The organism is Flavobacterium agrisoli, from assembly GCF_016522065.1.
Lineage (GTDB): Bacteria > Bacteroidota > Bacteroidia > Flavobacteriales > Flavobacteriaceae > Flavobacterium > Flavobacterium agrisoli.
The window spans coordinates 1,121,264-1,137,381 of the sequence record NZ_JAEHFV010000001.1 but is presented as its reverse complement, the minus strand read 5'-3'; the positions used below and the strand labels follow the sequence as shown (position 1 = coordinate 1,137,381).

Genomic DNA, 16,118 nt, shown 5'->3' with positions numbered 1-16,118 from the left:
TTCAATTCAAAATATAAAAAGTATTTTTGCGCATGCAACACAATGTACTTATTTTAGATTTCGGATCGCAATACACTCAGCTTATTGCGCGTAGAGTTCGCGAATTAAACATATTCTGCGAAATTTTCCCTTACAATCATATTCCAGATGATTTATCGAGCTATAAAGCCGTAATTTTAGGAGGTAGTCCTTTTTCTGTTCGATCAGAGGATGCGCCACACCCTGATTTATCGCAAATACGTGGCAAACTTCCTTTGTTGGCGGTTTGTTATGGTGCACAATATTTAGCCCATTTTAGTGGTGGCGAAGTTGCGGCTTCAAACACACGAGAATATGGTAGAGCTAATTTGTCTTTTATAAAAGAAGAGGAAGTTTTTTTTGATGGTGTTCCCGCTAACAGCCAAGTATGGATGAGTCATAGCGACAGCATCAAAGCTTTACCAACTAACGGAATAAAATTAGCGAGCACTCATGATGTAGAATTTGCTGCTTATAAAATTGAAGGTGAAACAACGTATGCCATTCAATACCATCCTGAAGTTTTTCACTCAACTGATGGAATAAAAATGTTAGAAAACTTTTTGGTAAAAATTGCCGAAGTTCCTCAAAACTTTACACCAAATGCTTTCGTAGAAGAAATTGTTTCCGAAATGAAAGAGAAAATCGGTAATGATAAAGTAGTTTTAGGTCTTTCAGGAGGTGTAGATTCAACTGTAGCGGCAGTTTTATTAAACAAAGCTATTGGTCAAAACCTATACTGTATTTTTGTAAATAACGGTTTGTTGCGTAAAAACGAGTTCGAAAGTGTATTGGATCAATACAAAGGGATGGGATTAAACGTAAAAGGAGTTGATGCTGGAGAACGTTTCTTGTCAGAATTGACAGGAGTGAGCGATCCAGAAACGAAACGTAAAATCATCGGTAGAGTATTTATCGAGGTTTTTGATGATGAATCACATTTGTTAACTGATGTAAAATGGTTAGCACAAGGAACTATTTATCCTGATGTTATCGAGTCAGTTTCTGTTAAAGGACCATCGGCAACTATTAAATCGCACCATAATGTAGGAGGTTTGCCAGATTATATGAAATTAAAAATTGTGGAGCCTTTGCGTATGCTTTTCAAAGATGAAGTACGTAGAGTAGGAGCAACTTTAGGAATTGATCCAGAATTATTAGGAAGACACCCTTTTCCAGGTCCTGGATTGTCTATTCGTATTTTAGGAGATATTACTCCTGAGAAAGTAAGAATCTTACAAGATGTTGATAAAGTATTTATTGATGGATTAAAATCTTGGGGATTGTATGACAAAGTTTGGCAAGCCGGAGCCATTTTATTACCCGTAAACAGTGTAGGGGTAATGGGAGATGAGCGTACTTACGAAAAAGTGGTAGCACTTAGAGCGGTTGAGTCGACCGATGGTATGACGGCTGATTGGGTACATTTGCCTTACGAGTTTTTAATGAAAATTTCGAATGATATCATCAATAAAGTGAGAGGTGTGAACAGAGTGGTATATGATATCAGCTCAAAACCACCCGCAACAATTGAATGGGAATAGTACTATTTTTAAAATTTAGGCGTTACATTTGTAACGCCTAAATTTTTTAAAACCTACTATTTATGACTCAAAAATTAACTATTTTGTTTGTTTTTTTGTTGACTTTTAACAGATTATCTGCTCAGGATTCAATAATAGAACATAAGATTACAAAAGGTGAAACGGCTTACTTTATAGCCCAAAAATACCAAGTCTCCTTAGAAGATATCTACAAATTAAATCCAAACTCTCAAAATGGACTAGTAGATAATCAAATTTTAAAAATTCCTCTTTCTGTAAAGTCAAACGCAACTTCTCAATCTGCTTTACGACAACATACCGTTGCTTCAAAAGAAACACTATTTGGTTTGTCCCAACAATACCATGTTTCGGTAACCGATTTGCAAAATGCCAATCAAGAATTATTAGCAAACGGTTTGCAAATAGGTCAACTATTAACCATACCAAATTCAAATTTTGAACCTTCCGATAAAGAAAATCAAAATAATAAGAATTTGAAATCGCATTTAGTGACACCCAAAGAATCGCTGTTTAGCATTGCCCGATTGTATAATGTTTCGGTTCAGGATTTAGAAAATACCAATAAAAGTAAGCTGGAAAGTGGTTTGCAAATTGGACAAACTATTTTAATTCCGAACAAAAAGAAAACACTCGATGGACGTTTTCGTGTGATTAATAACGAAACCATTTTTCATACCGTAGCTCCTCAAGAGACCAAATACGCAATTGCTAAGAAATACGGAATTTCTATCGAACAATTGGAAATTCAAAACCCCGAAATTGTAACTAATTTGGTAGAAGGGAATAAATTGGCAATTAATATAAATCAAATAAAACCAACTAGCGATAATGAAGAATTAATGTTGGTTTTGGCCGAAAAACAAGTGTTAACCGAGCGTTCTAAAATTAAAACGGCACAACTCGAAGATATGAAAGATCGTTTGGTGGTTCAAAAAGAAATGAATCAAAAAGTGATTAAAATTAACGAGTTAAATCTCGATTTGAAAGCCATTGGCGGGAACGCCTCGGTCGAAAAATTACGTTTGGTTTTAGAGGCTAATAAAAATGTTCAAATGGTATTGATGGCAAAATTAGATTCGTTAATTGCGAGCATGAACGAGGATTTAACCGAATTAAAAAAAATGCCGATTTTAAATCTGGAAGAGTCAAAACAACTCGAAAAAGAATCCTATCAAAGTATTCGAAAAACCAATGAATTGTCGCAGGATTTGAAAAAAGAATTGGCCGAAAATCGAAAAACCTATTCTGATTTAATGAATAAAGTGGAGAAAATTGCCGTTGCAGAAAATCAGGAATATAAAAAGAAAGTTCGCGAAAATGAAAAAAACAAAACCAATGAAACACTGATGCAGCGTCTTTCGTTTGAAGAAATCAAACAATTTAAAATAGACAACCAACAAAACGATGCAAAAAACCAATTGTTATTAGCTAAGTTGGATTCTATTGACACTCAAAAGCAAATTGAAGTCAAACGGCACATTAGCAAAGCATCGTTTTATAGTGCCGAAGCCAGAACTTTTGACGATAAATTGGCTTTGGTGAAATTGAAAAAATACCAAGAAAAAGCACTTAGTACGCAGCAAAATGCCGATTTTGAAAACGATATAACAAAAGAAGAAATTGCGCAATATTTAAAAGAAAATTCGCTTAAAAAGCAAACAGAACTAAAAATAGAAACGTTCGATAATTTAAAAGAAGTGGCAGATGGTTATTATTTGGTTTTGGGCGTTTTTTCCGAAGCCAAAGAAAGAGATGCCTTTATTATGAAATTAATTGATGCGGGCGAATTCAATTCGAGTTTCTTTTTTAATGTAAATAGTTTAAATTATTATGTATATTGTCAAACATATCCAAGTTTAGAGGAAACACTTTACAAATTAAAAAGAAACGAAACCAAAACATTTTTTGAAAATGCTTTCGTTAGCAAAGTGGCTTTATACAAGTAATAACAAACAATTAACAAAATGATTTTACGGTTTTTTAAATAGAAACTGTACTTTAGTTGGTCATTTTTAAAAATAAAATTTTGAAGTTTTTTATGAGATATTTATCAATTTTATGTGTAGCTAGCTTGATGTTTTCTTGTGTTGCTTTTGCTCAAAGCGGTACGGTTAAACATACGGTTGCTAAAGACGAAACCATCAACCAGATTGCGCAAAAATACCAAGTTACTCCTTATGATATTTACCAGCTTAATCCGGATGTAAAAACCGGTTTAAAACCAGGATTGGTATTGTTAATTCCAAAAAAATCTTCAAAAAATGCTACTGTTACTGCAACTAAATCGGCTGTAAATTCGAATGTAAAAACGCATTTGGTTCAGCCCAAAGAAACTTTATACGGAATTGAAAAAAAGTACAATATTAGTGATGAAGCGCTTAAAAAAGCCAATCCGTTTTTGGTAACCGATGGTTTGCAAATTGGGCAAACTTTGGTGATTTCTAATGGAGTTTCTACTGCAAAAGAAGCAACTAAAAAAGAAAAAAAAGAGAGTAAAGAAGCCTATGTGTACCACGACGTGCAACCCAAAGAAACGAAGTACTCGATTGCAAAAAAATACAATATTTCGATAGAAGAATTGGAAAAGAAAAATCCTGAAATTATCCAGAATTTACCAATCGGTTTTCGGTTAACTATTAAAGGGAGTCCGCCAAAACAATATTCAAATCCAGTTGTAACCACATCGGAAACTCCTGTAAAAAGCACGGCTCCTAAACAAGATTTAATGGATTATCAAGTAAAACCTAAAGAGACTTTGTACAGTTTGTCTAAAAGTTTTGGACTTACACAAGAGGAATTGGTATCCTTAAATCCTATTTTATCAAATGGGGTGCAAGAAGGAATGATTTTGAAAGTGCCAGTACAATCTACTCCCGTGATTACGAGTGATTTTCCTAAAAATACTACGGTACTTTCTGCTAAAGTTAATTCAAATGAGCGAAAAAAAATGGCTTTGTTGTTGCCTTTTAATGTTTCGGTTTTAGAAAATGATACCGAAAATTCAATTCAGGAGCGACTTAAAAGGGATAAATTTTTAAACATGACACTCGATTTTTATTCGGGTGCTTTAATGGCAATTGATTCGGCTAAAGTATTGGGATTGCCTATAGATGTTGCTATTTACGATTCGCAAGAAAATAAAAATGGATCCAATGTGTCGCAGATTTTGCAAAAAAATAATTTACAAACTGCCGATGCTATCATTGGTCCTTTTTACCAAAGTAATGCCGAAACGGCCGCTAATTATCTGAGATTGTATAATGTTCCGGTAATTTCGCCATTATCAAAAGACCGAGCCAATCCAATTTCAAATTTGTATCAAAGTGTGCCTACCAATGATATGGTGAAGAATACCATGTTTGAGTACATGCGTAAAAAGAATGGCAATATTATTGCGGTTGTCGATCCAAAAAAAGAATCTACCATTCAATATATCAAACAAAACCAACTAGGTGTAGCTTTTGCTAGTTTTTCGAGTACGGGCGCTTTAGACGGTGCTAGTATTACCAATTTGTTGGTTCCTGGTAAAATGAATTATGTGGTGATGGAAACTGCCAATACTTGGATGGTGAAAACCACTATTAAAACGTTGGTAGAAGCAATGAAAAGTTACCAAGTGCAGTTGGTTGTTTTGGAGCCAAATGCTACCTTAGAATCGGATGAAATTAATTTCTCTAATTTGGTAAAACTCCATTTAATGTATCCATCTGTAAACCGAGAAAATGATACAGAGGCGGCTCGATTGTTTAAAAAAGAGTACAAAAAAGACAATAATATTTTGCCAAACACCTTTGCAACTAGAGGTTTTGATGTGACTTTTGATACCATGATGCGTTTGGTTCAAGGACAAACATATCAAGAAACCACCAAAACGGTAACCACAGAACAAGTAGATAATAAATTTCAGTTTTATACAAAAGAAGATGGAGGCCACGCCAACCGAGGGGTTTACATTTTGTATTATGATGATGATTTAACAATAAAAGAAGCAAATTAATGACATCAAAAGTAACTTATTTGGGTGATTTACGAACATCATCCATTCATACGCAATCAGGAAATGAAATTATTTCAGATGCTCCTTTGGATAATAATGGTAAAGGAGAAGCTTTTTCACCAACAGATACGGTTGCCAATGCCTTGGCGAGCTGTATGATGACTATCATGGGAATCAAAGCGCGCGATTTGAATGTTGATTTTAAAAATTCGACTGCCGAAGTAACCAAAATTATGAATGCTGAACCAAGACGGATTGGCGCCATCGAAATTGTTTTTGAAATGGTTGGGGTTAGTGATGAAAAAAACAGAACAATTTTAGAACGCGCTGCCATGACCTGTCCGGTATTTTTAAGTTTAAACGAGGCTATCGAAAAACGAATTACATTTAATTGGAACTAAAATTTGAATTTCGATTTGGATCTTTTAAAACAACAAAAACAGCTACTTAAACTAGCACATACTAAAATGCCCTTCGGAAAATACGAAGGGTATTTTTTAATAGATATACCCGAATATTATATTGTTTGGTACCGCAATAAAGGTTTTCCAAAAGGAGAATTAGGCGAGCAATTAGCTTTGATTTACGAACTTAAATTGAACGGTTTGGAAGACTTAATCCGGAATATAAAACACAAGTATCCCAAACCGTCAAAATAGAATAGTTTTATAAAAAGACCTATTTAACGACAATTCTTGCAAATAAAAAAATCTAGGCATCGTTCTGTTTAAAAAAATGCAAATTATCTCATTCTGTAATAGGATAACTATCTAATAAAATTTGTACTTTTGCCACGTTTTTTTACACAACTACTTACAAATAACTACAGAATGAATCAAACGAAATATATTTTTGTTACAGGAGGTGTAACTTCTTCGTTAGGAAAAGGAATTATTGCTGCATCTTTAGCAAAATTGTTACAAGGAAGAGGTTATCGCACTACTATTCAGAAATTTGATCCGTATATTAATGTTGATCCGGGAACCTTGAATCCGTACGAACATGGTGAATGTTATGTGACCGATGATGGCGCCGAAACCGATTTGGATTTAGGTCATTACGAGCGTTTTTTGAATGTGCCAACATCACAAGCCAACAACGTAACTACGGGCCGAATTTATCTTTCTGTAATTGAAAAAGAACGTAGGGGTGAATTCTTAGGGAAAACAGTTCAAGTAGTTCCGCACATCACCAACGAAATTAAAGATAGAATTCAAATTTTAGGAAAATCGGGCGATTTTGATATTGTTATTACCGAAATTGGGGGAACAGTGGGTGATATTGAGTCGCTTCCGTATATTGAGTCGGTTCGTCAATTGGTTTGGGAATTGGGCGAAAATAACGGAATTGTCATTCATTTGACATTAGTGCCGTATTTGGCTGCAGCGGGTGAATTAAAAACAAAACCCACTCAACATTCTGTTAAAACGTTGATGGAAAGCGGAATCAAAGCAGATATTTTGGTTTGTCGTACCGAGCATGAATTGTCTTCGGATTTGAAACAAAAATTAGCGTTATTTTGTAATGTAAGTAAAGATGCTGTTATTCAGTCGATTGACGCGTCTACTATCTATGAAGTGCCTAATTTAATGCTTGAAGAAGGATTAGATGTGGTGGCTTTGAATAAATTAAATCTCCCTAAAAAAGCAGCTCCAGATTTAAAAACCTGGAATACTTTCTTGAAAAGATTAAAAAATCCAAAACATACTATTAATATCGGATTGGTAGGAAAGTATGTCGAAATGCAAGATTGTTACAAGTCTATTTTAGAGGCTTTTATACATGCAGGAGCTAGCAACGAAACCAAAGTAAATGTAATTTCGATTCATTCAGAACACTTAGATCCCGAAAATGTAGCCGATAAATTAGGAAACCTTGACGGTGTTTTAGTGGCTCCAGGTTTTGGTGAAAGAGGAATTGAAGGGAAAATTGCGGCCGTTCGTTATGTTCGCGAAAATAACATTCCATTTTTCGGAATTTGTTTGGGAATGCAAATGTCTGTTATTGAATATGCCCGTACTGTTTTGGGTTATGCCGATGCGAATTCAACCGAAATGAACGAAAAGACAACGCGTCCGGTAGTGAATTTGATGGAGGAGCAAAAAAATGTAACCGATAAAGGCGGAACCATGCGTTTAGGTGCTTGGAAATGCGAAATTAAAGAAGGTACTTTAGCGCACCGTATTTACGGGCAAACGACTATTTCGGAGCGTCACAGACACCGTTACGAATTTAACAGTCAATATGCAGACGAATTGGAAAAAGCAGGATTAATTGCTTCCGGAATCAATCCCGATACCAAATTAGTCGAAATTGTAGAGTTGGCTAATCATCCGTTTTTTATTGGAGTGCAATACCATCCCGAATACAAAAGTACGGTAGCCAATCCGCATCCGCTTTTTGTAAACTTTGTTGCGGCGGCTGTACAATATCACAAAAAATAAAAAAGCACCTCAATCAAGTGCTGTTTACTTAATAGAACTTTTTAAAAAATAGAATGGAACAAAAGAAATTTGATATAAATTCGTTTATAGGTTTTGTCTTGATTTTTGGAATTTTGATATGGATCATGTATCAAAATAGACCTTCGGAAACCGAATTGGCAGCCGAAAAAGCCAAAAAAGAGCAATTAGCAAAACAAACTGAAAATAAAAATGCAGCGGTAAAAACTGTTGCAACTTCAACTAGCGCAAGTACGCCGGGCGATTCGTTGCAATTAGCACAGTTGCAAAAAAGTTTAGGTGCCTTTGCTTACTCGGCTACTTTGCCATCAGCAAAAGCAGGTTTTACCACAATCGAAAATGATTTGGTTGTTTTGAAAATTGCCAATAAAGGAGGTTACATTGCCGAAGCGACGCTAAAAAACTACAAACGTTTTGAGAAAAATTCGAATGAATTGGTTTCTTTAATCAAAAACAACAATTCGGATTTGAACATTCAATTAAATACAGCCGATAATCGTATTTTAAATACCAAAGATTTGTTTTTTGAACCTACTTTGACAAAAAACGGAGAGGATCAAATTTTGACTATGCGTTTAAAGTCAAACGAAAATGCCTTTTTAGAATACCGTTATGTATTGCATCCCAACAATTATATGATTGATTTTGATGTGCGTTCGCAAGGTTTAAATAAAATTATAAATACTAGCAAACCATTAGATTTAGAGTGGGATTTAAAATCATATTCTAACGAAAAAAGTATTTCGTATGAAAACCGTTATGCCGAAATTTATTTTGAATACGAAGACGGTAAGATTGATTATGCAGGCGTTGGTGAACACGGTGAGGAAACACCAGAAAAAGTGAGCTTTGTAGCCTATAAACAACATTTTTTCAGTTCTATTTTACTTACTAATAAACCTTTTGAAACTTCTAAATTAGAGTCCACAAGTTTGGTAAACGATGAAAAAGTAGATACCACTTTTACCAAACAGTTTACTGCAAACATGCCACTTGCTTTTTCGAATGGGGAGTTGGATTATAAAATGAATTGGTATTTTGGTCCTACCGATTACAAAACCCTAAAACAATACGACAAAAACCTTCAAAAAATTGTACCATTAGGATGGGGTATTTTTGGATGGATCAATAAATTTATTTTCATCCCGATTTTCGGATTTATCAGTTCGTATCTTTCTTTGGGTATTGCTATTATTGTTTTTACCATTTTGATCAAATTGGCCATGTCGCCGATTACCTATAAATCGTATGTTTCTCAAGCAAAAATGAAGGTGCTTCGACCAGAAATTGCCGAGATTAATGAAAAGTACAAAGGCGATGCGATGAAAAAACAGCAAGAAACAATGAAGCTGTATAACAAAGCAGGTGTGAATCCGATGGCGGGTTGTATTCCGGCTTTAATTCAGATGCCATTTTTATATGCTGCATTCCAATTTTTTCCTTCTGCGATGCAGTTGCGTCAAAAAGGATTCTTATGGGCAGACGATTTATCTTCGTTTGATGCTGTAGTAAAATTGCCCTTTACGATTCCGGTTTACGGCGATCACATTAGTTTATTTCCAATTCTAGCGGCTATTGCTATTTTCTTTTATATGAAAATGACCACTGGCGATCAGCAAATGGCAGCGCCACAGCAAGAAGGAATGCCCGATATGGCTAAAATGATGAAAATCATGATTTACATTTCGCCTATCATGATGCTGTTGTTCTTTAATAATTACGGTTCTGGATTGAGTTTGTATTATTTTATTTCGAATTTAATTACCATCGGTATCATGTATGTAATCAAATACAAGATTGTAGATAGCGATAAAATTCATGCTCAAATTCAGGAGAATAAAAAGAAAGAACCTAAAAAGCAAAGTAAATTTCAACAACGTTTGCAAGAAGTGATGGAGCAACAAGAAGCTGCCAAATCTTCTACTAAAAAGAAAAAATAATTTGATAAAAAATCTCGATTCGTTCGAGATTTTTTTATGTAGATATACTTTTGTAAACCAATTTTCGTTATCTAAAAAAATAGAATCAGCTATGTTTCAAAAAAAAATGATGTTGTTTGTATTGGGGTTAACTTGTATGATAAGTTGGTCTCAAAATGAATTGAATAGAGTAGATGCTAAAGGTTTAAAAGAAGGACTTTGGCGCGGTACGTATGAGGTTTCTAAAAGACCGCGTTACGAAGGCGTATTTTCGCACGGAAAAGAAACTGGGGTTTTTAAATATTTTGACGATACTAAAAAAGGCGATGTAATTGCCACAAGAGACTTTAGCGCTAATGATGGTTCGGCTTACGTGATTTTTTACGACCAATCTAAAAATAAAGTCAGCGAAGGCAAAGTGGTCAACAAACTTTTTGAAGGACCTTGGGTTTATTACCACCACGCTTCCTCTACTATAATGAGTAAAGAAACGTATGTAAAAGGAAAATTAGAAGGAACTCGCGTAGTGTTTTATCCCGACGGAAAAATTGCAGAGGAACAAAATTATAAAGCAGGTTTAAAAGATGGTCTTTATAAAAAATATGCCGAAAATGGTATTGTTTTAGAAGAATCTAATTTTAAAGGCGATGTGTATCATGGTGATGCTATTTTTAGAGATGGCATCGGAAATATCGCTTCTAAAGGAACGTTTTTAAACGGGAAAAAGGCTGGAATTTGGGAGTTTTATGAAAAAGGAAAATTGGCTAAAGAAGTAAATATGAGCGATCCCAAAGCAATCAGTCAATCGTTTACCAAATCAAAAGTTTCGCCCGAACAACAGCAAAAACCAAAGAAATAGGCTTCAAATAGGCTCTCTGCTAAATGTTTTGTACCTTTGCACTCGAATTAAAAAACGAAAAATTGAAGATGAAACGAGTTGTAGTTGGTTTATCAGGAGGTGTTGATTCAAGTGTTGCTGCCTATCTTTTACAGCAGCAAGGTTACGAGGTTATTGGGCTTTTTATGAAAAACTGGCACGATGATTCGGTTACCATTTCCAACGAATGCCCTTGGCTCGAAGACAGTAATGATGCTTTGTTGGTTGCTGAAAAGTTAGGAATTCCTTTCCAAACAGTTGATTTAAGCGAAGAATATAAAGAAAAAATCGTTGATTATATGTTCAACGAATACGAGCAAGGACGCACACCAAACCCCGATGTGCTTTGTAATCGCGAAATAAAATTTGATGTTTTCTTAAAAATAGCCCTGGATTTGGGTGCCGATTATGTGGCTACGGGTCATTATTGTCAAAAAAACGAAATCGAAGTAGCTGGACAAACTATGTATCAATTACTAGCGGGTGCCGACGTAAATAAAGACCAATCGTATTTTTTATGCCAATTATCGCAAGAACAATTGTCAAAAGCTTTATTTCCTATTGGTGCTTTAACCAAACCCGAAGTACGCGAAATTGCCGCTCAAATGGATTTGGTTACAGCAGATAAAAAAGACTCTCAAGGTCTGTGTTTTATTGGTAAAGTCCGTTTACCCGAGTTTTTACAACAAAAATTACAGCCCAAAGAAGGTACGATCATTCAGATAGATAAAAACGACCCTATTTACAATACATTCGAACCGGCTGGAATTTCTTTTGAAGAAGAGTTGGCTATAGAGGCCGAAAAATTTCCTTATACACCCAATATGGGTAAAGTCGTGGGCAGTCACCAAGGTGCGCATTATTTTACGGTTGGTCAACGAAAAGGCTTACATGTTGGTGGTACTGTAGAACCTTTATTTGTTATTGCGACCAATGTCGAAACCAATACTATTTATACTGGTTTAGGAAGTCAGCATCCCGGATTATTCAAAAAATCGTTGTTTGTTAAAAACGATGAAGTACATTGGATACGTACCGATTTGCGTTTGAAAAATGGAGAAACCCGAGAAGTGATGGCTCGCATCCGATACCGTCAACCCTTACAAAAAGCAACTTTGTATCAGTTTGAAGAAGGAATGTATGTTCGATTTGAAGAACCTCAATCAGCTATTACCGAAGGACAGTTTGTAGCTTGGTACGAAGGGAAGGAGTTATTAGGTTCGGGCGTGATTTCGTAATTGTTTTGATAAGATTAAAGAAATGGAATACAATAAAAGTTATTTTTGTTATTCCATTTTTCTTTTAAAGCAATTCTTATGAAACTATTTTACCTGATTTGTTTTGTTTTACTGTCTTTTTCGGCCATTGGTCAAGAAGACGCTTGGGTATATTTAAATGATAAACCCAATGCACAAACCTTTTTAAATCAGCCGTTAACCATGCTTTCCCAAAAAGCATTGGATCGACGACATGCTCAAAAAATACCTTTGGATATTTCGGATGCACCGGTGGATGCCCATTATCTTTCAGAAATAAAAAAAGCAACAGGAATAACTTTTATTTCCCAATCTAAATGGTTGAATGCGATACATATTCAAGGATCAGTTTCGGATATTATGGCATTGAAAAACCTTATTTTTGTCGAAAAAATTGATTTTGCGGATAAAGCGCTCAATATTACATCGAATAAAAAAAACACCACAGCTAAAGTATCCAAAACCACTTTAAATAAATCGGCCGTCGTTTTCAATTATGGAAATGCTTCGAATCAAGTTCAAATGTTGAACATTCCTATTTTACACGAAAATAATTATACCGGTGCCGGAATTACAATTGCCCTGATTGATGCCGGTTATTTGGGAGTTAATTCGGCTCTTCCTTTCGCTCGATTGCGAAATAACAATCAGCTATTGGGTGGTTACGATTTTTTTGGTCGTTCGACTAATTTCTACACCAAATCAGAACACGGTACAGAAGCGCTTTCAACAATAGGCGGTTATATAGACGGCAGTTTTGTGGGAACTGCACCCGATGCTTCTTTTTATCTTTTTATAACGGAAGATAATGCATATGAAGGCCCAAAAGAGGAGTCGCTTTGGGTAGAAGCTGCCGAAAAAGCAGATAGTTTGGGTGTGGCTATTATCAGTACTTCTTTGGGTTATTTTGATGATTATAGCAATGCAAGATACAGTCATACCTATGCCGATATGGATGGGAATACAACCTTTGTTACAAGAGGAGCCGAAAAAGCATTCTCTAAAGGGATTTTTGTAGTAGCTTCTGCTGGAAATTCCGGCAATGCTACTGAAAAACATATTGGAGCACCAGCCGATGGTTCACATGTTTTTTCGGTGGGAGCTGTTACTGCAACCGAGTCGAAAGCGGGGTTTAGCTCAATTGGGCCAACGGCTGATAATCGAATTAAGCCCGATGTAATGGCGCAAGGGCAAGCCGTTTCGGTAATAAATCAGTCGGGAAATATAGTGGCTGTGAATGGTACTTCCTTTTCCTGTCCGATTATCGCGGGTTCTGTTGCTTGTTTGTGGCAAGCTTTTCCCGAAAAAACAAACCAAGAAATTTGGAATATGGTGGTGTCTTCTTCCGATCGATTTACGGTACCCGATATGCAATATGGTTACGGAATTCCCGATTTTTCAGTGGCTGCTCAATCAAAGTTGATGGTAGCTGATTTTGATAAGACTCCTTTTTATCTGTATCCTAATCCTGCCAAAAGTGAAATTATTTTTCAATTACCATCTGAAGAGACAAGCGCAAAAGTAAGTGTGTATTCGGTTTTAGGGCAATTGCTTTTTCAATCCGAATTATCTTCTAAAAAAAATAACATTTCATTGCAAAATTTCCCTAAAGGAATGTATTTTTATAAACTCGAGTCCAATGCATTTACTTCTTCGGGCAAGTTTATAAAAGAATAGTGGGAAATGAATCTAATAACGCAACTTTTTAAAATACAATATCCCATTATTCAAGGTGGAATGGTTTGGAATAGCGGCTACAAATTGGCTGCTGCTGTAAGCAATTCGGGTGGTTTGGGGTTGATTGGTGCAGGTTCTATGTATCCCGATGTGTTGAAAACGCATATTCAGAAATGCAAAAAAGCCACCTCCAAACCTTTTGGTGTAAACGTGCCTTTGTTGTATCCCGATATCGAGGCTATAATGAATATCTTGATTGAAGAAAATGTTGAAATTGTTTTTACTTCGGCGGGAAATCCGTCACTTTGGACACCTCTTTTAAAAGAACATCACATTAAAGTGGCACATGTAGTAAGCAGTACAAAATTTGCTTTAAAAGCGGAAAATGCAGGAGTTGATGCTATTGTTGCCGAAGGTTTTGAAGCCGGTGGGCATAATGGGAGGGAAGAAACCACTACTTTTACCCTGCTTCCGATGGTTCGAAAAGCAGTACAAATTCCGTTGATTGCAGCAGGTGGTATTGCCACAGGTCACGGTATGTTGGCGGCCATGATTTTAGGTGCCGATGGAGTTCAAATGGGAAGCCGATTTGCTGCATCGGAAGAATCGTCTGCTCATTACGATTTCAAAAATAAAATTTGTAGCGTTCAAGAAGGCGACACGCAGTTAACTTTAAAAGAACTGGCTCCAGTTCGGTTAATTAAAAATGGGTTTTACAATCAAATTCAAAATTTATATGCTAAACATGCCACTAAAGAAGAATTGCAGTATTTATTAGGAAAAGGCAGAGCAAAAAGAGGAATGTTTGAAGGCGATTTAGAGGAAGGCGAATTGGAAATAGGTCAAATTGCAGGACTTATAGATGATATTCAACCTGTTTCAGAAATTTTCAACGACATTTTAACCGATTTTGAGTCAGCTAAAAAAACACTAAACTCCCTTGATTTTTAATTCTATGACATTTAAAATCCATATCATTTTCACCTTTTTTTGCTTTTTATGTTTTCATAAAACTACCGCTCAAACCTATAAATTTCGGACTTCGGGTATGAGTGTTTTGGATAAAAAGGACAACAACAAGTGGGGCAAATGGTCGGATTTGGAATTGTTAAACGTACCCATTGAATTGGATACCGATAAACACCGAATTGTCGTGTACACGCAAATGGTGCAGTGGTTTGAAATTTCGGATTATATTGCCACAGAAGAAAACGAAACCGATATTGTGTATTCTTTTATTTGTATTGATAATGTAGGGACTCCTTGTAAACTCTCTATTATTACCCGAAAACTACAAGGCAACCGAAAACAACTTTATGTGAATTACGACAAAAGAATTATCGTATATAATATTTTTAATATGTGATATTCTGCAATTTTTATTTTAGCTTGATTGTGAGCTTATCGATTTTTTTTATGGTTTCAATTTTGTCTATAAGTTCAAATTTTTCATCCGTAAATTCTGTTTGTAAATCTAATTTTTCTGCCAGTTTTTTAATAGAACTTAATTCTTCTGCATATTTAACCTTTATATCTTCACTAAGTGAATTTAAATTTCGATTAGTAAAGTTTGTAAAAGTGTTTTGGATAGAAATTTGAGAGGATAACTCTGAAATTTCTAAAACTAATGGAACATGATCACTTTTATCAATCCAATTTTCAGGATTTCCAAATTTTAAATTGTATCCATTTTTAATTAAGTTATGTGAGGCAAAAACATAATCTATATGATATGATTTTTCAAGATTCCTATACATAAAAAATGTTTTTAAACTTTCTTGCCCGTGTATCTCATTATACTGTTTGTGGTATAAACTTTCAATGTTGTAATTGTTTAAAAAATTCACCACATCGGTATGATTTCCAATTCGTTCTTTTTCATCCCAGATTTGATTACTGTTGAAATCTCCGACAATGATTATATTGTTTGCTAAGTTAGTCTGATAATAGTTAACAGCATTCCACACTTGTCCAATGTATCTTGCAATGGGATTTTTTTTATTATCCATTGCCCAAACTGCAAAAAGTAAAAATGAATTTATTCCATTTGAAACTTCTAAAGGAATTACATATCGGAATTCAGGATTAAATTCTTTTAAAATTTTAAACTTATAATTTGTAAATGAAAAGATTCCTATTCCTTTTTTTCCTGCATCTCCATACCAAATAAAGTCATTAGGAGTTGGAGTGAGTTTTCCAAATTGAAGTTTTTGTTCCTCCTCGCATTCTGGAATAATTAAAATATCAGGTTTTAGCTCAAAAATCTTAATGTTTTTAAGTCTAAATGCACCTTGACAATTCCATTCAATAATTCTCATTCTTTTTTTGCAATACTTTTTTATTATGA

The 16,118-nt window shown here is 35.0% G+C and carries 13 protein-coding genes; 12 read left to right on the top strand and 1 reads right to left on the bottom strand.

The window, feature by feature from the left end:
* Positions 1–32 precede the first annotated feature (32 nt).
* The 12 genes from guaA (at position 33) to I5M07_RS04805 (ending at position 15,137) form a co-directional block, all read left to right on the top strand.
* On the top strand, positions 33–1,562 hold the full coding sequence (gene guaA, locus I5M07_RS04860) for a glutamine-hydrolyzing GMP synthase (protein ID WP_200105068.1): 1,530 nt from the start codon (positions 33–35) through the stop codon (positions 1,560–1,562).
* Positions 1,563–1,624: 62 nt separating this feature from the next.
* Complete coding sequence (locus I5M07_RS04855; RefSeq protein WP_200105067.1) at positions 1,625–3,529, top strand: LysM peptidoglycan-binding domain-containing protein; 1,905 nt, start codon at positions 1,625–1,627, stop codon at positions 3,527–3,529.
* Between the two features lie 92 nt (positions 3,530–3,621).
* Positions 3,622–5,580, top strand: coding sequence for a LysM peptidoglycan-binding domain-containing protein (locus I5M07_RS04850; RefSeq protein WP_200105066.1), 1,959 nt, complete (start codon positions 3,622–3,624; stop codon positions 5,578–5,580).
* Positions 5,580–5,981: an OsmC family protein gene (locus I5M07_RS04845; RefSeq protein ID WP_200105065.1), complete on the top strand. Its 402-nt coding sequence runs from the start codon at positions 5,580–5,582 to the stop codon at positions 5,979–5,981. The genes I5M07_RS04850 and I5M07_RS04845 overlap by 1 nt, the downstream gene beginning before the upstream one ends.
* A gap of 15 nt (positions 5,982–5,996) precedes the next feature.
* Positions 5,997–6,239: a DUF3820 family protein gene (locus I5M07_RS04840; RefSeq protein WP_262894771.1), complete on the top strand. Its 243-nt coding sequence runs from the start codon at positions 5,997–5,999 to the stop codon at positions 6,237–6,239.
* A 171-nt stretch (positions 6,240–6,410) separates the two neighbouring features.
* A complete protein-coding gene (locus I5M07_RS04835) occupies positions 6,411–8,024 on the top strand; it encodes a CTP synthase (protein ID WP_200105063.1) in 1,614 nt (537 codons plus the stop codon).
* 53 nt (positions 8,025–8,077) lie between these two features.
* Entirely contained in the window at positions 8,078–9,982 is a 1,905-nt protein-coding gene (gene yidC / locus I5M07_RS04830) for a membrane protein insertase YidC (RefSeq protein WP_200105062.1), read from the top strand.
* A 91-nt stretch (positions 9,983–10,073) separates the two neighbouring features.
* A complete protein-coding gene (locus tag I5M07_RS04825) occupies positions 10,074–10,820 on the top strand; it encodes a toxin-antitoxin system YwqK family antitoxin (protein WP_200105061.1) in 747 nt (248 codons plus the stop codon).
* Between the two features lie 68 nt (positions 10,821–10,888).
* Positions 10,889–12,076 carry a tRNA 2-thiouridine(34) synthase MnmA gene (mnmA, locus tag I5M07_RS04820; RefSeq protein WP_200105060.1) on the top strand — a complete coding sequence of 396 codons (1,188 nt, stop codon included), beginning with the start codon at positions 10,889–10,891 and terminating at the stop codon, positions 12,074–12,076.
* A gap of 78 nt (positions 12,077–12,154) precedes the next feature.
* Positions 12,155–13,771, top strand: a complete 1,617-nt coding sequence (locus tag I5M07_RS04815; RefSeq protein ID WP_200105059.1) for a S8 family serine peptidase — start codon at positions 12,155–12,157, stop codon at positions 13,769–13,771.
* A gap of 6 nt (positions 13,772–13,777) precedes the next feature.
* Positions 13,778–14,722 (top strand): NAD(P)H-dependent flavin oxidoreductase, encoded by a 945-nt coding sequence (locus tag I5M07_RS04810; RefSeq protein ID WP_200105058.1) that lies wholly within the window; start codon positions 13,778–13,780, stop codon positions 14,720–14,722.
* A gap of 4 nt (positions 14,723–14,726) precedes the next feature.
* Positions 14,727–15,137, top strand: coding sequence for a hypothetical protein (locus I5M07_RS04805; protein WP_200105057.1), 411 nt, complete (start codon positions 14,727–14,729; stop codon positions 15,135–15,137).
* 13 nt (positions 15,138–15,150) lie between these two features.
* Here the strand turns inward: I5M07_RS04805 and I5M07_RS04800 are convergent, their stop codons facing one another.
* Positions 15,151–16,089, bottom strand: a complete 939-nt coding sequence (locus I5M07_RS04800; protein ID WP_200105056.1) for an endonuclease/exonuclease/phosphatase family protein — start codon at positions 16,087–16,089, stop codon at positions 15,151–15,153.
* Between the last annotated feature and the right edge of the window lie 29 nt (positions 16,090–16,118).